General features: G+C 43.9%; 22 protein-coding genes and 1 riboswitch. Of the genes, 13 read left to right on the top strand and 9 right to left on the bottom strand.

What is annotated here, in order from left to right; genetic code table 11:
* Positions 1 to 59: 59 nt before the first annotated feature.
* Together RTP55_RS06255 and RTP55_RS06250 are read right to left on the bottom strand one after the other, a co-directional pair.
* Positions 60 to 533 (bottom strand): GNAT family N-acetyltransferase, encoded by a 474-nt coding sequence (locus RTP55_RS06255; protein ID WP_312384986.1) that lies wholly within the window; start codon positions 531 to 533, stop codon positions 60 to 62.
* Positions 526 to 1,119, bottom strand: coding sequence for an IMPACT family protein (locus tag RTP55_RS06250; protein ID WP_312384985.1), 594 nt, complete (start codon positions 1,117 to 1,119; stop codon positions 526 to 528). Before RTP55_RS06250 ends, RTP55_RS06255 begins: the two co-directional genes overlap by 8 nt.
* A gap of 49 nt (positions 1,120 to 1,168) precedes the next feature.
* Between RTP55_RS06250 and RTP55_RS06245 the strand changes: the two genes are divergently transcribed.
* A complete protein-coding gene (locus RTP55_RS06245) occupies positions 1,169 to 1,873 on the top strand; it encodes a pseudouridine synthase (RefSeq protein WP_159676859.1) in 705 nt (234 codons plus the stop codon).
* Here the strand turns inward: RTP55_RS06245 and RTP55_RS06240 are convergent.
* Entirely contained in the window at positions 1,870 to 2,529 is a 660-nt protein-coding gene (locus RTP55_RS06240; protein WP_312384983.1) for a DUF2939 domain-containing protein, read from the bottom strand. The genes RTP55_RS06245 and RTP55_RS06240 overlap by 4 nt on opposite strands.
* A gap of 253 nt (positions 2,530 to 2,782) precedes the next feature.
* Between RTP55_RS06240 and dnaJ the strand changes: the two genes are divergently transcribed.
* Both dnaJ and dapB read left to right on the top strand, forming a co-directional pair.
* Positions 2,783 to 3,952, top strand: coding sequence for a molecular chaperone DnaJ (dnaJ, locus tag RTP55_RS06235; protein ID WP_312384982.1), 1,170 nt, complete (start codon positions 2,783 to 2,785; stop codon positions 3,950 to 3,952).
* Between the two features lie 212 nt (positions 3,953 to 4,164).
* Positions 4,165 to 4,971 carry a 4-hydroxy-tetrahydrodipicolinate reductase gene (gene dapB, locus RTP55_RS06230; RefSeq protein ID WP_312384979.1) on the top strand — a complete coding sequence of 269 codons (807 nt, stop codon included), beginning with the start codon at positions 4,165 to 4,167 and terminating at the stop codon, positions 4,969 to 4,971.
* A gap of 76 nt (positions 4,972 to 5,047) precedes the next feature.
* On the opposite strand, the gene RTP55_RS06225 is transcribed toward dapB, so the two are convergent.
* From RTP55_RS06225 to thiC, 3 genes are all read right to left on the bottom strand, one after another.
* Positions 5,048 to 5,659: a hypothetical protein gene (locus tag RTP55_RS06225; RefSeq protein WP_095356265.1), complete on the bottom strand. Its 612-nt coding sequence runs from the start codon at positions 5,657 to 5,659 to the stop codon at positions 5,048 to 5,050.
* Positions 5,656 to 7,050: an AAA family ATPase gene (locus RTP55_RS06220; RefSeq protein ID WP_036590294.1), complete on the bottom strand. Its 1,395-nt coding sequence runs from the start codon at positions 7,048 to 7,050 to the stop codon at positions 5,656 to 5,658. The genes RTP55_RS06225 and RTP55_RS06220 overlap by 4 nt, the downstream gene beginning before the upstream one ends.
* A 76-nt stretch (positions 7,051 to 7,126) precedes the next feature.
* The gene (thiC, locus tag RTP55_RS06215; protein ID WP_312384971.1) at positions 7,127 to 9,145 is read right to left on the bottom strand and encodes a phosphomethylpyrimidine synthase ThiC; all 2,019 of its coding nucleotides are present in this window, start codon (positions 9,143 to 9,145) and stop codon (positions 7,127 to 7,129) included.
* A 123-nt stretch (positions 9,146 to 9,268) separates the two neighbouring features.
* Positions 9,269 to 9,371, bottom strand: a riboswitch (TPP riboswitch).
* 116 nt (positions 9,372 to 9,487) lie between these two features.
* Between thiC and RTP55_RS06210 the strand changes: the two genes are divergently transcribed.
* Positions 9,488 to 10,873 carry a TolC family protein gene (locus RTP55_RS06210; RefSeq protein ID WP_312384968.1) on the top strand — a complete coding sequence of 462 codons (1,386 nt, stop codon included), beginning with the start codon at positions 9,488 to 9,490 and terminating at the stop codon, positions 10,871 to 10,873.
* A gap of 81 nt (positions 10,874 to 10,954) precedes the next feature.
* Here RTP55_RS06210 and pstS read toward each other — a convergent pair whose 3' ends face one another.
* Positions 10,955 to 11,959, bottom strand: a complete 1,005-nt coding sequence (gene pstS, locus RTP55_RS06205; protein WP_312384965.1) for a phosphate ABC transporter substrate-binding protein PstS — start codon at positions 11,957 to 11,959, stop codon at positions 10,955 to 10,957.
* A gap of 346 nt (positions 11,960 to 12,305) precedes the next feature.
* Between pstS and phoU the strand changes: the two genes are divergently transcribed.
* The 3 genes from phoU to RTP55_RS06190 all read left to right on the top strand — a co-directional run bounded on the left by phoU (position 12,306) and on the right by RTP55_RS06190 (position 14,495).
* The gene (phoU, locus tag RTP55_RS06200; RefSeq protein WP_076775614.1) at positions 12,306 to 13,076 is read left to right on the top strand and encodes a phosphate signaling complex protein PhoU; all 771 of its coding nucleotides are present in this window, start codon (positions 12,306 to 12,308) and stop codon (positions 13,074 to 13,076) included.
* 137 nt (positions 13,077 to 13,213) lie between these two features.
* The gene (locus RTP55_RS06195; protein WP_312384963.1) at positions 13,214 to 13,948 is read left to right on the top strand and encodes a phosphoglycolate phosphatase; all 735 of its coding nucleotides are present in this window, start codon (positions 13,214 to 13,216) and stop codon (positions 13,946 to 13,948) included.
* Positions 13,935 to 14,495 carry a DUF4385 domain-containing protein gene (locus tag RTP55_RS06190; protein WP_312384961.1) on the top strand — a complete coding sequence of 187 codons (561 nt, stop codon included), beginning with the start codon at positions 13,935 to 13,937 and terminating at the stop codon, positions 14,493 to 14,495. The genes RTP55_RS06195 and RTP55_RS06190 overlap by 14 nt, the downstream gene beginning before the upstream one ends.
* 29 nt (positions 14,496 to 14,524) lie before the next feature.
* Here the strand turns inward: RTP55_RS06190 and RTP55_RS06185 are convergent, their stop codons facing one another.
* Positions 14,525 to 16,018 carry a YifB family Mg chelatase-like AAA ATPase gene (locus tag RTP55_RS06185; protein WP_312384959.1) on the bottom strand — a complete coding sequence of 498 codons (1,494 nt, stop codon included), beginning with the start codon at positions 16,016 to 16,018 and terminating at the stop codon, positions 14,525 to 14,527.
* A 208-nt stretch (positions 16,019 to 16,226) separates the two neighbouring features.
* On the opposite strand from RTP55_RS06185, the gene hemN reads away from it, so the two are divergent.
* From hemN to RTP55_RS06170, 3 genes are read left to right on the top strand one after another with little or no spacing between them, the layout of a single operon-like run.
* A complete protein-coding gene (gene hemN / locus RTP55_RS06180) occupies positions 16,227 to 17,705 on the top strand; it encodes an oxygen-independent coproporphyrinogen III oxidase (protein WP_065253919.1) in 1,479 nt (492 codons plus the stop codon).
* Positions 17,706 to 17,717: 12 nt separating this feature from the next.
* Positions 17,718 to 18,227, top strand: a complete 510-nt coding sequence (locus RTP55_RS06175) for a hypothetical protein (RefSeq protein ID WP_312116031.1) — start codon at positions 17,718 to 17,720, stop codon at positions 18,225 to 18,227.
* A gap of 15 nt (positions 18,228 to 18,242) precedes the next feature.
* Complete coding sequence (locus tag RTP55_RS06170) at positions 18,243 to 18,848, top strand: class I SAM-dependent methyltransferase (RefSeq protein ID WP_312116029.1); 606 nt, start codon at positions 18,243 to 18,245, stop codon at positions 18,846 to 18,848.
* A gap of 10 nt (positions 18,849 to 18,858) precedes the next feature.
* Here the strand turns inward: RTP55_RS06170 and RTP55_RS06165 are convergent, their stop codons facing one another.
* A complete protein-coding gene (locus RTP55_RS06165) occupies positions 18,859 to 19,440 on the bottom strand; it encodes a DUF4442 domain-containing protein (protein ID WP_312384957.1) in 582 nt (193 codons plus the stop codon).
* A 106-nt stretch (positions 19,441 to 19,546) separates the two neighbouring features.
* On the opposite strand from RTP55_RS06165, the gene RTP55_RS06160 reads away from it, so the two are divergent.
* The 3 genes from RTP55_RS06160 (at position 19,547) to uvrC (ending at position 22,374) form a co-directional block, all read left to right on the top strand.
* Complete coding sequence (locus RTP55_RS06160) at positions 19,547 to 19,930, top strand: HNH endonuclease (RefSeq protein ID WP_145988447.1); 384 nt, start codon at positions 19,547 to 19,549, stop codon at positions 19,928 to 19,930.
* A gap of 42 nt (positions 19,931 to 19,972) precedes the next feature.
* On the top strand, positions 19,973 to 20,329 hold the full coding sequence (locus tag RTP55_RS06155; RefSeq protein ID WP_040403802.1) for a hypothetical protein: 357 nt from the start codon (positions 19,973 to 19,975) through the stop codon (positions 20,327 to 20,329).
* Positions 20,330 to 20,535: 206 nt separating this feature from the next.
* Entirely contained in the window at positions 20,536 to 22,374 is a 1,839-nt protein-coding gene (gene uvrC, locus RTP55_RS06150; protein ID WP_172460513.1) for an excinuclease ABC subunit UvrC, read from the top strand.
* The last annotated feature ends 6 nt before the right edge of the window (positions 22,375 to 22,380 follow it).

The following is a 22,380-nucleotide window of genomic DNA, read 5'->3' as shown; positions in this document are numbered from 1 at the left end:
CTAGAAATTTTTATTTGCTTTATTTTACTGCTTTTGCCCTAGCAATAAAGTGGAAAATGTTAGCTATTTTGATTTTTTTGCATGGGCAAAAATTTTAGACCATCTTTCTCAAGAATATTATCAGCTCGTATAAAACCAAATCTTTCGTAAATTGGCACTGCGTAGAGAGAGGCCCTAACAATAATATTTTTTTGACTATCAAGTTGTAATTTATGATAAGCATATTGCCATAACTGTCTGCCAATCCCTTGCCCATGATAGCATTCGTGAACGAACAGATGATAAAGATGATTTGGTTGCTTTATTACAATAAACCCAATGATTCTATTATTAACTTCAGCAACGAAATGGACGTATTCTGGACTATTTATTCTTGCCAAAAATTGTTTTTCTGTAAAGCTATCTACAAGCCAGTTGGGTAATTGGTTAGTTTTATCTGCTAAATAGTAGTGAGATAATGATAGAACGAGTTGTGATAATATTTGAGTATCTGAAATCTTAGCCTTTCTAATTTTTACATTATCCTTATTCATTTTTAATGGCTCCATAAAACCCGATTTTTTCATTTAAATCTGTGATAGATTGCTTAGCTATTTCCACTGTTAATACTACATCTGTGCCATAATCCACTGCCAAAATCGTGGCATTAAGCTCATTCAACACATGACGGACAAAGGACTCATTGGCAAAATCGGTTTCAATCAGTATCACGCTTAACGGCACAAACGCGTGCAAATTCATGTTATCAACCACTGCTTGCGCGGTGCTGCTATAGGCACGTGTCAGCCCACCTGCACCAAGTTTGATACCGCCAAAGTAACGCACCACAATGACCACACAGTTACCAATGCCCTTGTGTTGTAACACGTTTAAAATCGGCTTGCCTGCCGTACCACTGGGCTCATCATCGTCATCAAAGCCTGCCGAGGTGGTGTTGTGTGGGTCGCCAATGATATAGCCATAGCAGACATGGCGTGCATCGGGATACTGGTTGCATAAATGTTCCACGTGAAACATTAATTGCTCGCGGCTATCAATGGCAAACCCAAAGCCCAAAAATTGGCTTTTTTTAATCTCAAGTGTGGCAGTACATGGGTCGCTAAGCGTGTAATAGGACATGGTTAATCTATGTTACAATAAACAAAACAAGCACTAGGATAACAAAAAAATGCGTTTAGACAAATTTTTAAGCAAAGCCACCGAGCTATCGCGTAAAGACTGCAAAAAAATCTTGCACGCAGGCGAAGTCACTGTCAATGGCGAGGTGGTCAAAGATTCAAGCCTACACATCGATGAAGTGGGTGACGATATCGAATGGGCGGGTGAGCCATTATCGGTCGCGATGGGCAATCGCTACTTACTGTTATATAAGCCAGAAGGCTTTGAATGCACCCTAAAGCCAAAAGAATGGCCGATTGTTACAGACTTGATTGATGTACCACAGCTAGGTAGTTTGCGGATTGCAGGGCGACTCGATGTCGACACCACAGGTGCGCTACTACTCAGTGATGATGGTGGCTTTTTGCACCGCGTCACCAGCCCCAAACATCATGTGGCAAAGGTGTATGAGTTGACACTTGCCGACCCAATGACTGAAGCACAACAGGCATTTGCGATTAAAGAATTGGCAAAAGGCATCATGCTTGAAGACGAGTATGATAAAACCAAACCCGCTGAGTTAAGTTTTTCTGATGCTACCCATGCCAAGCTGGTACTCACGGAAGGCAAATACCACCAAGTCAAACGCATGATGGGCTATTTTGGCAATAAAGTCATTGAGCTACACCGTGCCCGCATCGGTAACATTACCTTAGCAGGATTAGAAAAAGGTGAAAGCCGGTTTTTGACCGCTGAAGAAATTGATCAGTTTTAAGCATTTAACGGCAGCGTCACACCCACAATTTTCCAATGAATAAGCCCTTGGCGCTGCAAGCGGAGCGTTAAGGGGTAGCCACGCAGCTGTCCGCTGACTTCAAAACAGTTAACACCACAATAGTGTGTGGTCGGTCGGGTTTGTGACGTTGCTGTGGGAGCATTGGGATTAGGCGATTGCAGTTGTTGTTTGATTTTTTGGTTAAGCTCAGCTGAATTGCGCGCCAAAATCAAGTCTTTGATATCAATCTTATCCATCGCTACTGCCACCAAGCCTCCTAGCAGTTTGACATTTGTTTTGAGCGGCTCGCTGGTCGCTTGTCCTGTCAGCGCATACTGTACGCCCTCTGGCGTGACGGTATTATCCACGGCTTGATTAACCATTTTATTCACTAGGTCATTAGGGTTTAATTCGATATTGAGCATCTGCAAAATAGGGGATTTTGCCACATGATTGGCTTTTTCTATTAATACAGGGCTTAGCTGTGATTTGACACTTTGCTGCAGTTGCGTAAATTCAATTGCTGCACTGATGGTGTCTGCTTGTTGTGCATCATAGGCTTTTTTTAGTTGGTACACTGCCCAATAAGGGGAGGCAAATACCCATGCGACGACAATCAGTGCCAGGATGATTAGCAAAGATAATACTTTTTTCATAAATGACTATTAGAGTTAGAGTTTGCTAATTAGTTTAAAACAACGGGCTAGGCTATTGCGTATTTTTCTTGCAAAAAAAGGAAAATATTTTTGCGCTGATAGCCGATTATTTGCTTGATTATTTAACAAAAATCGCCACTATATTGCATATTTTTAAATTTTAGTCTTTCAAAGGTTTGGCAGCTGTTAAACGTTGCTACTGGTCGAACCCACTCTTCCGTACTGTCAACACTATGCTGCCAAAGGAGTTACTATGTCAAAACGCGATTTTTATGAAGTATTAGGGGTAGATAAAACCGCTAATGAACAAGAAATCAAAATAGCCTACCGCAAACTTGCGATGAAATATCATCCAGACCGTAATCCTGATGACCCTGCCGCCGAAGAAAAATTCAAAGAAGCCTCGATGGCGTACGAAGTGCTAAGTGATGACGACAAACGCTCAGCGTATGACCGTATGGGGCATGCCGCGTTTGAGAATGGCATGGGCGGTGGCGGCTTTGGCGGTGGAAACTTCCAAGATATTTTTGGCGATATTTTTGGCGGCATGGGCGGCGGTCGTCGTGGTGGCAGCACGGGCGGCTTCCAAGACATTTTTGGCGACATTTTTGGGGGTCGCACAGGGGGTGGACGTAGCAGACGCGGCTCAGATTTACGCTATATGCTCGATTTGACACTTGAAGAAGCGGTGCAAGGGACAAAAAAAGAAATTACCTTTACCGCACCTGCCCCTTGTGAAACTTGTGATGGTAAGGGCGCCAAAGACAGCAGCGATATCGTGACCTGTGCAACTTGTGGTGGTGCGGGTGTGGTACGTATGCAGCAAGGCTTTTTTGCTGTGCAACAAACCTGCCCCAACTGTGGCGGCTCAGGTAAACAAATCAAAAATCCTTGCAATGACTGTCATGGCTCGGGTGTTAAAGAAAAATCACGCACCCTTGAAGTTACCATTCCTGCCGGTATCGACAATGGCGATCGGGTACGTTTAACGGGGGAAGGTGAAGCGATTACCGGCGGTGAAAGCGGTGACTTGTATGTTGAAATCCGTGTGGCACAGCACCCTATTTTTACTCGTGAAGGCGCTGACTTATATATGGATGTGCCAATCAGCTTTGCGGATGCAGCCTTAGGCCGTGAGGTGGAAGTACCAACGCTTGAAGGACGTATCAATTTACGCATTCCCGAAGGCACCCAAAGCCACAAAGTATTCCGTATCAAAGGCAAAGGCGTTACCCCCGTGCGCACGACGATGAAAGGTGACTTGTTGTGCCGTGTGGTGGTGGAGACACCGACCAACCTTAACAACGAACAAAAAAAGCTACTTCGTCAGCTACAATCATCCATGGGTGATCATCAGCAATCACCCCAGAAAAAATCCTTCTTTGATAAACTCAAAGAAGATGTCAAAGACTTGTTTGACTAAATTTTATTGGCCTGATAGAAGTTTCACGTGAAACATTAAGCCCTTGTAATGATTGCAAGGGTTTTTTTGGCATAAAGCAGTGTTGAGTTACGCTAGGATTCAGCGAGACAAGCTGTTATGATTTGAATTTAGAAATTTATGCAAGAAAATCAGGCTAGAAAATCAAATTAGAAAGTTACACTAGGTAATTGGGCTAGATAAAGGATAAGCAAATGGTAAAAATTGGGGTCATAGGCGCAGGTGGGCGCATGGGACGTATGCTGATTCAAGCGGTGGCACAAAACCCACAAACTACCCTTGCAGGCGCGATAGAGCGTCAAGGCTCAAGCTTGTTGGGCGTGGATGCGGGCGAGCTAGTTAATCTTGACAAAACTAATGTCGCTTTGGTCGATGACTTGGCAGGGGTCATTCATGATATTGATGTGCTCATAGATTTTAGCTTGCCTGAGTCGACTGCCAAAAACTTACAACTTTGTGCTGACAAAGGCGTCAATATGGTCATTGGGACAACAGGCCTAAATGATGAACAAAACGCTATCTTAAAACAGGCAAGTGAAAAAATCGCCATCGTGTATGCGGGCAACTACTCAACTGGGGTGAATTTAACCCTTAAACTGCTTGAAATGGCTGCCAAAGCATTTGGTGACAGCGCCGACGTCGAAGTCATCGAAGCCCACCATAAACACAAAATTGATGCGCCATCGGGCACCGCTTATATGATGGCTGAAGCGGTTGCCAAAGGACGCGGTCAAAACCTAAAAGACGTGGCGATTTATGGTCGCGAAGGTCAAACGGGCGCACGCAAAGCAGGCGAGATTGGTATCCATGCCATTCGCGGTGGCGAGATTGTCGGCGACCATACCGTGATGTTTATCGCCGATGGCGAGATAGTTGAAATCACCCATAAAGCCCGTGAGCGCATGACCTTTGCCGCAGGGGCGGTGCGTGCTGCGGTGTGGGTCAATGAGCAGCAAACAGGACAGTTTGATATGCAAGATGTGCTTGGGTTAAAGGAGTAATTTATTATCCTTAAGGATAATTGATATTTTCAAGTTATGAATTAAATTTAAGGATAATAAATGAAACTTATTATCCTTAGTTAATTTTAATTAGAAGAGATTTGTCTAAATTTTTAGTATTAACAACTTTTATTTGGTGTCTCACCATACCTTTTAGTTTTCTGCTAATTATTTCTAATTCGTAAGGATCTTGGCTGTTTTTCAATACTATCAAAAAAGAGTAACTTAAATCATTGCTAAAATTAATTTTTCTACAATATCTTTCGATAATCGCTATGGAACCAAACCACTTATTCTTAAATTCGGATATTACTTCACTCCATATTTTTGTATGAACAAAATCTTTTGCTTTGTCCTTATTTTTTAATATCATTTGAACATAGGTTAAATCTTCATTATCGAAGTCTTTAGTAGCTTTCATACAATCTTTATAGTCGGATGATAAATCACTTAATTCTATAATTTGCGCATTATTATTTATTTCATCTAATAAAAAATAATCAGCTTGCTTAAAATCGCTAGGAGAGAATCCAACTAAAGAGCATAGACCTTCATTTACTGTAATATTAGACCCAATCTTTTTCCCACTATCAATTTTATATGCTTGATATATTGATGATTCAGGTTGTACTTCATTCTTACCTAAAGCATGGCAAATTGGCTCTTTAACGATTTCAAGGTCAATCACAACGCATAACCTCTAAATAATAAGTCTTCATATGGTTCTAATAATTTCATACGAGCTTGTTCAATGCTGCTCAAATCAGACTCTTCCATGTTCAATAAAGACCCATTATCTTGGAAATATGATATTGATAAAAAATTATTTTCTAATTTTCTTTCCTTGGTAATGATATCAAATGCTTTTAACATATCAGCACTGTGAGTTGTAGTAATAACATATACACCATTTTCTGCAAGGCTAATTAAAACATCTGCTAAGATTACTTGCCATTCAGGATGCAAATTAGACTCAGGTTCATCTATAAATACAAATGAACCCTTAGTGATGATACCTTTTTCAAGCAAGGCATGAATCATGCCTAAATTAGTCATACCAAAAGAAATTAAATTTTTTGTGATTGTTCTTGATGAATTATTATCAATAAAGCTAACTTTCCCATCATTAAATTTGAATTTACCTTTCAAAGTATCTTCAAGCTTTTTAATTAAATCTGGAAAATGCTTTTCAGTTGGTTCAGTATATTCATTATTCAGAAGAGTATCGAGTTCATAAAAATACTCAGGAACACCACTTAGGACTCTATTACTAAAAGGATAAGTAATTCTTTGCCCTCTTTTTCTATCAATTAATGCCTCTCTCACACGCCAATAAGCTGGAGACTCAAAGAAAACAACTTGACTTAATGAAAATACATCTTTCATTAATTTACTTTTGAAATTCAGTTCTAATTCAGTTTTATCATCAAAAAGTGTATAAGTTAAAAAATTGCTGATTTGAACTTTTGCAAAAGATTTATCAAAGGAAATTAATTCCGAGGAATTTGAAATTTGGAAGTTTAAGTTCAAGTCTTTATCAATACTCTCTTTGATAAAATCAGTGTAGGCATTCTCACTTCCCAAAATCATTTCATTAATACGTTCAGCTCTGAATTTCAAAGTATCTAAAATCTTTGAAACTGTTTCTGAAGATTTTCGTGCTGACTCATTTAATCTTTTTTCGATAATACTAATTTTATTCTGAAAATCTTTGATTTTTTTACTAAGTTCTTTTGATGAGCTAAAAAAACCCTCCAATTCAAAGTCAGATAATTCAAAAATATTATCTTGAAGGGAATTTGATATAATTCTCAAATCATTAATTTCATTAGTGTCCCTTTTACCTTTGTAAGGAATTTCACTTTCTAAAAAATCTAGAAGGCTATCTAACATTCTTAAATCTTTTAGTACAGTTGGTTTAAAAAGATTTTGATTGAGAATATTAATAATAGAATACAGTGTTTTAGTAAAAAAGCTTTTACCACTTGCATTACTACCAGTGATAATGGTGAGAGGCTTTACAAAGATTGTAGAATCACTAATCTTGCCTAAGTTCTGTACCTTAACCTCGAAGTCCATATTAAACCTTAATAATTTTTTTGTAAATTTTATGCGATAATATCAGCTTGACATTATCGCATAAAAGTATTAAGACTTAAACTTCTTTATACAACTGCTTGCCTTCTTCAATAAATTTTTGCTTCATCTGCTCCATACCTAGGCGGACTTCATCGGCAGACGCTTCACCGACTTGCCCGACCAATTCAGTATCCACCTGCTTGATAGCGTGGCTGGCATCCGATAACTCGCCTGTATCAGGGGTAATGTCTTGCCCAAGCTGTGGTTTATTAAACTCAAGCCCTGCTGCATAATCCCGCACGTTTTGGGTGATTTTCATTGAGCAGAATTTTGGACCACACATCGAGCAAAAATGCGCTGATTTATGTGCCTCTTTTGGCAAGGTTTCATCATGAAATTCACGTGCCGTGTCTGGGTCTAGGCTGAGATTAAACTGGTCATCCCAGCGAAACTCAAAACGCGCTTTTGACAAGGCGTTATCCCGCGCTTGGGCACCTGGATGTCCTTTTGCCAAATCTGCCGCGTGCGCTGCGATTTTGTAAGTGATGATACCGTCTTTGACATCCTTTTTGTTCGGCAGACCTAAATGCTCTTTTGGCGTCACATAACACAGCATGGCCGTACCATACCAACCAATCATCGCCGCACCAATGGCAGATGTGATATGGTCATAGCCTGGCGCGATATCCGTCGTCAAAGGTCCAAGGGTGTAAAAAGGCGCTTCCTTACAGACTTCAAGCTGTAAGTCCATGTTTTCTTTGATACGGTTCATGGCAACGTGCCCTGGACCTTCAATCATGACCTGTACGTCATGCTGCCATGCCACTTGGGTCAGCTCGCCCAAGGTTTTGAGCTCACCAAACTGCGCATCATCGTTGGCGTCTTGTAGGCAACCGGGGCGTAAACCATCACCCAGACTAAAAGCCACATCGTAGGCTTTCATAATCTCGCAAATTTCTTCAAAGTGGGTATAAAGAAAATTCTCTTTGTGATGGGCAAGACACCACTGCGCCATAATTGAGCCGCCGCGGCTGACAATGCCTGTCAAACGATTGGCGGTCACAGGTACGTAGCGCAGCAGTACGCCCGCGTGAATGGTGAAGTAATCAACACCTTGCTCGGCTTGTTCAATCAAGGTGTCTTTAAAGATGTCCCATGTCAAATCTTCGGCAACGCCATCCACTTTTTCTAGGGCTTGATAAATCGGTACGGTACCGATGGGCACGGGGGAGTTACGGATAATCCATTCACGGGTTTCATGGATATGCTTACCGGTAGATAAGTCCATGATGGTGTCCGCGCCCCAACGGGTAGCCCAGGTCATTTTGGCAACTTCTTCATCAATGCTGGAGCCCAGGGCTGAATTACCTATATTGGCATTGATTTTGACCAAAAAATTGCGCCCAATAATCATCGGTTCTGATTCGGGGTGGTTGATGTTATTGGGAATAATCGCCCGTCCTGCGGCGACTTCGGCACGCACAAATTCTGGGGTGATAATTTTGGGGGTATTGGCACCAAAGTTGTTACCAGCGTGCTGACGCAAATCTGTCAGGTCATGCTGTTTTTGGGTTTCACGGATGGCGATGTATTCCATCTCTGGGGTGATGATGCCTTGTTTGGCGTAGTGCATTTGGGTGACGTTTTTGCCATTGATCGCCCGTCTTGGCTTGTCGATATGCCCAAAGCGCAGGTTAGCCGTGGCGATGTCATTGGCACGTTCATTGCCGTATTGGCTTGAGAGTTTGGCAAGCTGCTCAGTGTCGCCGCGCGCTTCTATCCAAGCTTGACGCAGTTTTGGTAAGCCTTTAGTCAAGTCAATTTCGACATTGGGGTCGGTATACACCCCTGAGGTGTCATACACATAAAACGGTGGGTTTTTTTCGCCTTCTGCCTTGCCAAAACCGCCCACCGGGGTATCGGTCAGGGTGATTTCCCGCATCGGTACTTGGATGTCGGGGCGTGAGCCTTGGATATAGACTTTGCGAGATGCCGGTAAGGCGCGCGTCAAATCACGCGCTTCTTCTTCAAAGCGGTCGTCGGTAGGGTCACGGTGGGCAGGGGTTTTGTGGGTAACGTTGGTAAGTTGGTTCATAGCGAGTCCATGTTATGTTATGAAATTATGGTTTGCTGGACTCGGGCGAAGATAGGTGAGTGTGACTGTTTCTAAAAAAACTGATTCTAGAAAAAACTGGTTCTAGTAAAACACTCATCTAACTAACCTAATAGACGACTTCCCTACAACGGTATTAACCGTGTCAGGTTCGGCGGGTATGTCTCAGCCGTTGGTATGTCATCCAACTGCACCCCGAGTCAATACCTCCATATTAACAAAAACTCACAGGTTTACCTAATAGATTTTTAGCCATTTTGTGACGATGATTTACTCAACTAAATTACTGATTTTTTTGACAACTATCGGTATGATAGAGGCTCCTTGGTTGTTGAAAATGTTGTAATTATTGATATGGAATGTATCGGTTTGTGGAATCGTAAAGCGACTGGCGCCCGATGGCGGTTAGGGGCGATAGCAGTGTCATTGATAGGGTCGATGTCCCTCAGTCCAGCCGCGATGGCAAAGGATTTGTGGGAATTGTATAGTGCAGCCCAGCGCACCAATGGCAATTGGGCAGGGCAACAATATGACTATTTGGCAACGCAAAAAAATGTGCAGCTAGCGTTTGGCGATATGCTGCCGCAAGTGGGACTACAAGGCAGTGTCAAACATAACCAGTTTTATCCCAAAGATGATAACATCCCAGACACGGGCAATAGCGTAAGCCAAATTGGTATCGGACTGCGCCAAGCCTTGTTTCGTGCTGATAAATGGGCAAACTATGAAAAAGCCGTGCTCGCCAGTCAAGCCAATGACATCCAGCTATTACAGCAGCACCAACAACTCATCGAGCAAATCAGCAAAGCCTATCTCAATGTATTGCGCGCTGAAGCGATGACAGATAGCCTCAATGCCGAGTTCGCCGCACTCAAAGCACAAAATGACATGATGCAAGCGAGACTCGCGCAAGGGGTAGCGGCGCGGGTAGATACCGAAGAGAGCCGTGCAAGGCTTGAAAGCGTCAGCGCCTCTATCGCCAACAATGACGTGGCAATCGTAAATGCCAAACAGCAGTTATCACTGCTCACCGGTCAACCAATCAATCAGCTAGACGCTATCAAATTACCACCTGATTTGAATCTTGTGGCAAGTCAAAGTATCGAAAACTGGATGCAGCAGTCACAAAATAATAATCTCGATATTCAGTTAGCACAAACCCAAGTGGCGATTGCTAACAAACAAGTCGATTATCTCAAAGCCAATATCTACCCCCGTGTCGATTTGGTAGGCAATGTGGGTTGGCAAGATTATACCCATAATAACCAAAGCGCTATTGATGGCACCAATTATAGCTTTGGAGTAGAAGTGGATTTTCCGTTTTATACCGGTGGGCGGACACGTGCAGGCGTTGAGCAAGGCAATCTACAAGCGCAAGCGGCAAAAAGTCGCCTCGCCTATGTGTACCAAGCCGCGATGACTCAGACTAGCCAAGCCTATCTAAATTTGGTCGCACAGCGTGCCACAATTAAAGCCCAGCAAACTGCCGTGGAAGCCAATCGCCGCGTCGCCCAAGCGTCAAAAACAGGCTATGATTTGGGGGTGCGCTCGATGGTAGATACACTACTGGCAGAGCGTCAATATCACGCTGCCAAACGCGATTTGATTAATGCGTATTTTGATTATTTAAATGCCTACATTGACCTACAAAAAGCTGCGGGCAATCTGACCGATGAGACGGTCAAAGTGCTAGATAATCAGCTGATATAATGCTCTTTTTTGGCAAAATTTTGAGCTGAAAAACCCCGCCAATCGGCAGGGTTAATTTGCGTAGCAAGCTGACGCAAATGACTATTTAACTTTCGTCCATTCTTTACGAACCGCAGCTTTAGTAGCGGCAGGTAGGGGAACGTAGTCGAGTGCGGTTGCTTGTGCATCGCCATTAGTAAATGCCCAGTCAAAGAATTTAAGCACTTCTTTGGCTTTTGCACCGCCCGTACGAGGTACGAGGATGAACGTCGCTGCAGAGATTGGCCATGCGTTGGCTGCTGGCATGTTAGTGATGGTCACTGCAAAACCAGGGTATTGTGCCCAGTTAATGTTTGACGCTGCGGCAAACGTTGAATCGTCTGGTAGTACAAATTTACCGGCGCGGTTTTGAAGTTGGGTATACGCTAAACGGTTTTGTTTTGCGTAAGCATATTCAACATAACCGATGGAGTTGGCAACACGTTGTACATTACTTGATACGCCTTCGTTACCTTTACCACCCACGCTTGCTGCAGCATTGGGCCATTTAACGGTTTTGTCTGCGCCTACTTTTGCTTTCCAATCGCTTGATACTTGGCTTAGGTAGTTGGTAAATACGAAAGTGGTACCTGAACCGTCTGAGCGATTAACAGTTGTAATCTTAGCGGCAGGTAGGGCAACGCCTGGGTTTAATGCTTGGATACGTGCATCGTTCCAAGTAGTGATTTTGCCCATATAGATGTCAGCAAGGACGGTGCCCGATAGTTTTAATTGACCGGGTTTGACGCCAGCGATGTTTACCACAGGTACGATACCGCCAATGACTGCGGGGAATTGGATTAAGCCGCTGGCATTTAGCTCTGCTGGGCTCATGGGCGCATCAGTGGCACCAAAATCAACCGTTTTTGCTTGGATTTGTTTGATACCGCCTGAAGAGCCGATACCTTGGTAGTTTACTTGATTACCCGTTGCTTTTTGGTAGTCGCTTGCCCATTTTGAGTAAACAGGTTGTGGGAAGGTTGCACCAGCGCCTGTGATGTTGACAGCATTGGCTTGTACGCCTACAGCAGCGAATGCCACACTGACGATTAAATGTGATAGTTTCATAATGATTCCTTGATGGACAAATGAGATGATTGTCAGGGAAGATGGTAACTTAGCTTGGGAGTCGCCAACCAATATGTCGCGTTTTAAATCACCCAAAGCTGAAAAATTGTTGCCATGTTAATGTAACAAAATGTCAAATCTATTACGGTTATGTTAAAGTTTGATGACATTGAAATGTTTGTTAGGTTTTTTGCTCGGTTTATATGATGCAATATCAGCGAATAGGCGCGCTATTTTTCATCATTTTGTCGTAATTTTTAGTTATAGTTAGCTTTTCTTTAACGTCTTTTTTAATCACAATTTTGCACAGTCCATGAGTCACAATCCATGAGTTAGGAAGGGAAATATGAATTTAATTGGTGAGCATTTATCAAAAAGTTATGACCAAGATTTACAAAACTTGGTCAATTTATTTTTAAAAATGGGTGGCATGGCAGAAGCCAATCTCACCAAAGCAATTGAATCTTTGGTAAAAAGTGATGTGGCGCTTGCCGAAGATGTCATTGATGGTGACAAAGAAATCAACTTTACTGAGCAGCAGCTTGATGATTCGGTGGTCAAAGTATTGGCACGTCGTCAACCTGCTGCTACCGACTTACGCCTAATCATGGCAGTGAGCAAATGCAGTGCTGACATTGAGCGTATTGGTGATGAAGCCAAAAAAATCGCCAAGATGGCGCGCCGTGCCACCCGTGAAGGTCAATCACCGATTGGGTATCATGAAGCGCATCAAATGGGTAATTTTGTGCAGATGATGCTAAAAAATGCGCTAGAAGCCTTTGCCAAGTTTGATGCAACAGGTGCTTACCAAGTGATAGAGCAGGATAGTGAAATTGATGCAATGTACAAATCTGCGTCACGCGCGATGATGACATACATCATGGAAGATGGTCGCTATGTAGCAAAAGTCATTGATATTTTATGGGTGCTACGTTCGATAGAGCGTATTGGTGCGCATGCGCGTAATATCTCTGAGCAATTGATTTTTTGTATTACCGGTGAAGATGTGCGTTATCAAAAACTGGGCGCCAAAAAGGACAGCGCGCTGAATCCCGAAGCTAGCAATGAAATCGCTGATGCCTCACTAGATTATCAACCGAGTAATGGCGAAAACTAACGTTTTTAGTCAAACCTGCTCTTAGCCGGAATTGGTTGTCAGGGTTAGGTTATTTTAATGGACGGTTGCATGGTATTTTTAGGTGATTCTGCTACACTGTAGCCTATCAACTTTGGTGACAAATGATAGGAAACACCATGTCTAGCGAATCACTTAACACCCCAACCCCCACATCTGCTTTGGAAAATATCACCCAAAAATCATTACTTATTTTTGACTTGGACGGTACGTTGATTGATAGCGTGCCAGATTTGGCAGACGCCGTCAATGCGATGCTAACCACGCTTGGCAAAGCCAACTTTAGCGAAGATGTCATCCGCAACTGGGTCGGCAATGGTGGCAAAGTACTGGTGCAACGTGCCTTATCAGGCTCACAAACCATTGACCCCAATCTCACTGAAAACGATACCAATCAGGCGCTTGCCCTCTTTTTTGACTACTACCATCAAAACACCTGTGTCAGAACCCAGCCCTACGCAGGGGTGAGCGAAGGGTTGCGTGAGCTTAAAGAGCAAGGCTATACCCTCGCAATTGCCACCAATAAACCCATTGATTTTGTTCCGGCGATTGTCGAAAAATTGGGTTGGCAAGCTCTTTTTGCTTATATTTTGGGTGGCGATAGCTTGCCTGCCAAAAAACCTGACCCGATGCCACTATTTCACGTCTGTGACAAACTGGGCTTTAGCATCGCTCAAAGCTATATGATTGGTGATTCCAAAAACGATATTTTGGCAGGGCAAAACGCGGGCATGGATACCTTAGGATTATCATACGGCTATAACTATGGGCAAGATATTCGTGACTATCATCCGACCCATACCTTTGATGACTTTGCCACGCTGACCGAGTTTTTGAGTCATGCACGAATTTAACTATCATCTCAACTTTGACACGCTGAATTTTCGCGAGCATCCAGCGTTGTATCGGGTGGGGCGCGGTGAGCAAGGGGTATTATTGGTAGAGCCGTATAAATCCGAGATTTTGCCGCATTGGCGATTTGCTACGCCGGAACTTGCGCGCGCGAGCAGTGATACCATCTATGCGATGTTTTTGGACTACCTTGCTCAAGGGGATTTTGTCGGTGCTGATATGGCGCGTAAATTTATCCAAATGGGTTATACGCGCTCGCGTCGTTATGCCAATCACAAAGGGGGCAAAAAATATGACGGCGCTGTCCCTGACGCTAAAAAAGGACAAAGTGGCGCGCATGGGCGTGAGCAGTTGCCACAGCAATCACAGCAGCTTGAATCCGCACAAATCAAAACCCAATCTGCGCAAATTTTTAAGCAAAAATGGGATGAATGCCGCGCCAATGCGGATTATAAAGCGCTGAAAAAACAGTTTGAAGCCAAATACGTCAACGATACCCAATACGATAACCTACCGCCCACATTTTTTCGCGAGCATCCGTTTTTATAGGCTGGTTGTATGGTGAGTTAGCACGAAACTTAGGCATTCGTTAATTGACTACGATAACTTAATGCCTCTGTCAGATGCGGTGTCTGAATATTGTCACTGCCTGCCAAATCCGCAATCGTGCGGGCGACGCGAAGGACGCGATGATAGCCGCGAGCGGACAGATTCAGCCGACTTTGTGCCATTGCCAAAATACGACTTTCTGCATCGCCAAGCGGCGCAAATTGGTCAAGTTCACTGGGGGAGAGTTCATTATTGGCTTTGCCCTGTCTGGCTTGCTGGCGCTGATAGGCTTGTATCACCCGCTCACGCACTGCCGCAGAAGACTCACCCCTCTGTGCTGACTGCAAATCACTGGCAGGCAGGGCAGGCACGATAATATGCAAATCAATACGGTCCAGCAAAGGTCCTGATAGCTTTTCTTGATAGCGTTTGATTTGCTCGGGTCGGCACTGGCAGCGACCTGATTTATCCCCATAGTAGCCACAGGGGCAGGGATTCATCGCTGCTACCAGCTGAAAATTGGCGGGAAAGCGTACTTGAGAGTTGGCACGGCTGATGACAATTTCTTTGTTCTCGATAGGCTGTCTGAGTACCTCAAGCACCTTGCGATCAAACTCTGGAATCTCATCCAAAAATAACACCCCCCGATTGGCGAGCGTGATTTCACCGGGTTTGGGCGACGAGCCACCCCCCACGAGCGCCACCGCTGAGGTAGTATGATGGACTTGGCGAAAAGGGCGTGTGCCATAGTCATAATCACTGTTGGCAATCGAGTAAATACTAGCAACTTCGAGCGCTTCATGGTCGTTGAGCGGTGGCAAAATGGTGGGTAGGCGAGATGCCATCAAGGTTTTGCCTGTCCCAGGTGAGCCACAAAATAGTAGCGAATGCCCGCCTGCTGCCGCAATCTCTAGCGCACGTCTGGCTTGGTGTTGTCCTTTGACATCGGCTAAATCTAGCTGATAATTGGCTGATTGGTAAGATGCCTTATGCTCGGCTTGGCTGAGTTGTTGCTCATTCATCAAGTGTTGGCACACAGCTTTGAGGGTATCGGCTTGCAACACCTTCACGCCATCGACTTTGACCGCTTCATCGGCATTGTCTTTGGGAACAATCAAGGTGCGCTGGTCTGCTTTGAGCGCGCGTGATACTGCCAACGCCCCAGCAATGGCTCGTAAATCGCCATTGAGCGCCAATTCGCCAATAAACTCGTACTGCGCAAGCACGGTTTCATCAATTTGACCACTCGCTGCCAAGATGCCTATAGCAATGGGTAAATCAAGCCGTGCGCCATCTTTGGGTAAATCGGCGGGCGCAAGGTTGATAGTTAATCTGCGATTGGGAAATTGAAAACCCGAGTTGATAATGGCAGAGCGCACCCTATCTTTACTCTCCCGTACCGCTGCCTCGGGTAAGCCGACCATGGTGACTGCGGGCAATCCTTGCGATAAATGTACTTCAACCATCACGCTTGGCGCGTTTAAACCCACCACCGAGCGTGTATATACTTGAGCAAACGACATTTTTAATATCCTTTTCCAACCAATTGGCGGCTACCTTGACATACAGCAGGCAGTTTTTTTATGGCAGCAACTAGACAATTTTTGATAAAAAACGGCTAAATCATAGCATAATTCATCTGCTTTCTCATCATCGGCTATCTAGGATGACTATGTTATAATCACAACCAATATTCCGAGAATTTTACGCTACACGCTATACGAGACTATTATGACAGACCAAACTCGCCCTTTATCTGACAGCGAACTGCCCACCTTTGATCGTCCTGTCGAAATCATCGAAAATCCGTATGCCAATGCCAATCGTAGCTACACGACCCAAACCCATTTGTTTAATGAAGCTATCATCAATAAATACAACCGCTCAGGTCCCCGTTATACCTCGTACCCAACCGCGCTAGAATTTACCCCGATTACTGACGGCATGGAAGCCCGCGTTTTGGCAGAAAAAGACCCACGGGTGCCAGTGTCTTTGTATTTTCATATCCCGTTTTGCCGCCACCTCTGCTATTACTGCGGCTGCAATAAAATCATCACCAAGAAAAACAGTGATTCAGGCGACTATTTAGCGTATCTTTTTGCCGAAATTCGGCATAAACGCAGCTTGATGCAAGGGGACCCTATCGTCGAACAAGTACATTTTGGCGGCGGCACACCGACCTTTTTGACCGATGATGAGCTGGTCAAATTGTGGAACTTTTTGCAAACCCAATTTACTTTTAGCGATAAACCTACCGCTGATTATTCGATTGAAATTGACCCGCGAGAATTGCGCCCGACCACGCTTGAGATATTGCGTGGACTTGGGTTTAATCGGGTGAGTTTTGGTGTGCAGGATTTGCAAGAAAAAGTGCAAATTGCCGTCAATCGCGTGCAGTCAGAAGAAATGATTCGAGGCGTGATGACGGAAGCTCGCCGCCTTGGGTTTCATTCTATCAATATTGACTTGATTTATGGGTTGCCGCACCAAACGGTGGATAGCATGCGCAATACGGTTGAGCGCATCATCGCTATCTCGCCAGACCGTCTGTCTGTTTTTAACTATGCGCATTTGCCAGAGCGATTTAAAGGTCAGCGTCAAATCAATGAAGCCGATTTGCCAAGCCCTGCCGACAAATTGACCATGCTCGGTAATACCATCCACGCACTGACTGACGCAGGCTATCAATATATCGGCATTGACCACTTTGCCAAGCCTGATGATGAGCTGGCGATTGCGCAACGTGAGGGCAAATTGCACCGCAATTTTCAAGGGTATACCACGCATGGCAATTGTGATTTATTGGGTTTTGGGGTGTCGTCGATTAGCCAAATCGGTCTGCATATTTTGCAAAATCCAACGGATTTAAGCGATTATCAAAATCTCATCAATGCGGGAAAATTGCCTGCGGTGAAGGTGATTTCTGCGCGCTTGCCTGACTTGCTGCGCCGTTATGTGATTATGAATCTGCTATGCCATGATTATATTGATTTTAAAGATGTGAATGCGCGCTTTAGTATTGACCCGATGACCTATTTTATTGATGAAATCCGCCAACTGGGGGAGATGCAAGCGGATAAACTCGTTGATATGGATGCCAAAGGGATTCGGGTGCTACCAAAAGGGCGACTTTTGGGACGTAATGTGGCAATGGTTTTTGATACTTATTTGGCGAGTAAAGAAGGCAATCGCTTTAGTAAGGTGATTTAAAAGGATTTTAAAATGTTTTCAAAGTTAAAAATGGTTGGTTTAACGATGGTTTTTGGCTTGTTTGGTTGTCAGCAAAATACATCGACACAAAGAGCTGATAACGCTTTAGTTGTGAAATCACAAGCTACACCTCAAGACAAAATTTCTATTTCAAGACTAGCCATTAGTCATTCAGCAAAAAAAGAACCAGCGAAGGAAGTATTACCTAACAATAAGGATAGTAACACTATTACGGTAGCAACTTGCCCCGTTGCCGCCCTTCATGGGAAACTAAGGGTAAAGGGGAAATGCTTGGTAGTTGGGACAGGTGGAAATACCGACATTCAACCTATTTTCTCTGAGGATAGTGCAAGTTGGAATGAAGCGACTAAAACCCTAACTTATCTTGGTAAAGATTATAAAGAAGGTGATGAGATTCATTTGGGTGGCGGTGGATTACTCAATGAAGCTGAATTTAAAAACTCACCTAACGTCAGCATTCCAGACTGTCCAAACACCAATCTATTTGCCGTTTGCCCGTAATTATAAGGACTAAAAATGCACAAAATCCCCACCGACCTGTTAGAAAAATCAAAACATTGGCGAGATGACATCCAATTTACCCAAGATGTACTCGGCAAGCCGTTCCACTTTACCAGCACTTGGGGAATTTTCTCGCCCGAAAAACTCGACGAGGGTAGCCTTATGCTGCTTGACTATATCGAGTTCAAAGACGAAGACCACTCAATCGACCTAGGCTGTGGCTATGGCGTACTGGGGATGACTGCCGCCCGTGAATGCCCAAACGGACAGCACTTGCTCATCGACAAAGACTTTGTGGCGGTAGAATATGCCAAACTTAACTGCCAAAAAAACCATTTAAATAATGCCCAAGTTCAGCTATCCAATGGCTTTCGGGATGTTGAAAAAGACAAAAAATTTAGCCTAGTGATGAGTAACTTACCTGCCAAAGCCAGTAAAGAACAGCATTATCTGTATTTGCTCGATGCCTACAATGCGATGGAAAGTGGCGCACGGTTCTATGTGGTAACCATCAACGGCTTGCGGGACTTTATGAAACGCTCATTTACCGAAGTGTTTGGTAATTCGGATAAAATCAAGCAAGGTAAAACTTATACCATTACCTTAGCAGTCAAAGACTAACGCCCTTCCGCTAAATTCTGACCGTTTGGTTTTTTGATTTACTATAGGCTCGTAACCGAATGTACAGGGTTTTGGTGACAGTGGCGACCACCGCATTTTGGTCGTCAACCACCTGTACCTCATAGTTGCGGAACACCGCTTTACCATCCTTTGCCAAGGCTTTTATGGTATCGATTTCGGTGTCATCCAGGTGAAAATCTGCAAACACATCGCTTTTGCCCGCTTTAACAAAATCAATGCTCGCCGACTTATCCCATACCACGTACGCATTGCCCAACGCTTGCATCAACAAAATCATCAAAAATGGGTCAGTCATCGAATACAAACTGCCCCCAAACTGGGTGCCAACGATGTTTTGATTGAGTTTGTTTAAGAGTAAACGTACGCGAATATGGTGGTTGGCGAAATCAAGGCTGTCAACACGAATACCCGCCCCAAAATATGGCGGATAAAAGTTAAAAAACTGCTTTAACAGCTTCGGGTTATGAAACGGATTAAGGTAGTCTTTGGCTTGAGATTGAAAGGTTTGGCTTAGCTTAGATAGCTTGGATAACCTAGATAGCTTAGATAAATTGGATAGCTTAGATAACATGGCAGACTCGTTTTAACATGAAAAAAGATATGGTACAACACGTCATTGGCAAAGCAACAATGCTATTGTATGATGGATACAACTGATAGCAAAGCGTGACAAAATAATGGCAAAAGGTAAAGCAAAAAATAACGAAGATGCAGCATTCTGGGAGGCGATTTTGGCGGAAAAAGCGCCATCGCCACCGTGTGAATTGTGTGGACGTGATGAAGTTGAATTAACCCAACATCATCTGATTCCCAAATCCCGCCACGACAAAGCCCGTACCAAACGCGAATTTAGCCGTGATGAAATGAAAAACGACATCGCCATGCTGTGTCCTGCTTGTCATGCACAAGTGCATGAAGTGTTTAGCAACCAAGAATTATCCAGCTACTACCATACGGTTGAGCGGCTAAAAGAACATACCGAGATGCAAAAATTTATCAATTGGGTCAAAAAACGCCCGGCTGGACAAACTATTCGTGTCAAAAGTGGGGGTTCGGATTAGTAGTTTAAGATTGAAATTACTTAAAAGTCAAAACAGTGATATATGAGTATAAATCAAATGCCTTTAAGTTATGAAGAAACTAGACTAGAGATTTTGGATAGTTTATACATACATTTGATTCAAAATGCGAATAATGACCAAATTTCAAGAAGCTCTCTTGATTATCTAATATATGATTTTGAATCTAATTATTCGAAAGCACAAAGATTACTTATTAATTTTTGTATTTTCGTTCTAGCCGAAAATTTATTTCAGGATGCTTATGTATCGAAATTATTGAAATCTGATATCACACAGAGTATCCCATTTAACTTAAGACATCTAATGAATCAATTAGAAGGCGAAGATAGAGAGTGTTTTATAACAGACTTTTGTTTAATGGGTTTTGCAATTGACTAATAGTGAGTTGAACTATAGTAGAAAGGGTTACTTAAAATGTTATTCTTATAAGTACAGTGAATTCTACATTCAGCTACTATTTTATAATATAGATTGAAAATCAATGAAAACAACTAAATATAGTAGCAAAACCATATAAAAGTAAACTAAATCAAATGCCCAAAGAAAGAAAAAGCAGCGTGAATCCAGCCATCGACCCTGCAACCATTGAAATTGCTGCAGCGACTGCCGACCGCAAAGCGCGATTGGATCACTTGATTAAGCGCCTGCCCAACTTGCCAGGCGTGTACAAAATGCTGGGCAAAAATGGCGACATCATCTATGTGGGCAAAGCCAAATCGCTCAAAAGCCGCGTCAACAGCTACTTTGCCAAAACCATCGACCACCCCAAAACGCGGGCGCTGGTGCAACGTATCGACAACATCGAAACCATCATAACCCGCTCTGAGACCGAAGCGCTGCTGCTTGAGCAAAACCTCATCAAGCTGCATCGACCGCCCTACAATGTGCTACTGCGTGATGATAAATCCTATCTGTACGTGTTTATCTCAGCGGATAAACCTTATCCAAGACTTGCCTATGGGCGCGGCAAAGGGCAACACCAAAAAGGCAGATTTTTTGGACCTTTTCCTTCGGCACATGCCGCCAAACAGACCTTATTAATGATGCAAAAAATGTTCATGGTACGCCAATGCACCAATGCATTTTTTGCCCAGCGTCAGCGACCTTGCCTAGAGTACCAAATCAAACGCTGTAAAGCGCCGTGTGTCGGGCTGGTATCGCCCGAAGAGTATGCCGATGACGTCAACAACACCATTCGATTTTTAAAAGGGGAAGGCACGGATTTGCAAGTCAAATTGGTGGGTAAAATGGAGCAGGCGGCTGAAGACATGAACTTTGAGCAAGCCGCCTTGTATCGCGACCAACTCTCGATGCTACGCGAAGTACAAGCCAAACAAGCGGTATATACGGTCAAAGGTGAAGCCGATATCATCGCCATCGCCAGTCAAGCGGGCATTACCTGTGTGCATGTCATGAATGTGCGTAATGGGCAGGTTTTGGGTGGCAACAATTATTTTCCTGATGTGGATAGTGAAAACGACATAGCGGATAACTTGTCTGAGTTTGTCAGCTCGTTTTATTTTCAAGTCAGTGATGATTTGCCCGAAGAGCTGATTATAAGCCATGAGTTGCCCGACCAAACCGCGATGACAGAAGCCTTAACTGAAACCTTTGGCAAAAAGGTGACGATAAAAACCAAAGTTCGTGAGCAGCGGAGCGAATGGCTCACCCTTGCCCAAATGAATGCCAACAACGCCCTGCAAACCAAATTGGGCGATTATTTGGAAGTTAAATCTCGCTTTAACGCGCTCAATGCGGTATTAAAAGAGGCGCTGCAAGGCAAATCGCTCGATCGTATCGAATGTTTTGATATCTCCCATACCATGGGTGAAGCCACCATCGCAAGCTGTGTGGTCGCTGACCAAGGCGGGCTACGCAAACGCGACTATCGCCAATATGCCATTCATGGCATCACGGGCGGTGACGACTATGCCGCCATGAAGCAAGTATTAAACCGCCGCTATAGCAAACAGCCGCTGCCAGATTTATTGCTGATTGATGGCGGTAAGGGGCAGCTTAATATGGCAAAAGATGTACTGAGCGAGCTGGGGATTTTAACCCAAACCTTGCTCGTCGGGGTGGCAAAAGGCGAAGGTCGCAAGGCTGGGCTTGAGGTACTGCATTTTATTGACCGTGAGCCACTCGATTTGCCGGCTGATAGCAAAGCACTGCATTTGATTATGCATATCCGTGATGAAGCGCACCGCTTTGCCATTACCGCACACCGCAAAAAACGCGATAAACGCCGCTCAAGCTCGGTGCTAGAAGCCATCCCTGGGCTTGGCGAAAAACGCCGCCGAGAGTTGCTCAATCATTTTGGCGGCTTGCAGCAGCTGCTTGGCGCATCACAAGATGAAATTGGGCAAGTAAATGGCATTGGTAAGGTAATGGCCAATACCATTTATAAAGTGTTGCATGGCTGATATTAA

It is taken from the genome of Moraxella sp. CTOTU47579 (assembly GCF_032004885.1).
Lineage (GTDB): Bacteria > Pseudomonadota > Gammaproteobacteria > Pseudomonadales > Moraxellaceae > Faucicola > Faucicola tetraodonis.
Note: the sequence above shows the minus strand (reverse complement) of the source record. Positions and strands in the feature narration are given on the sequence as shown.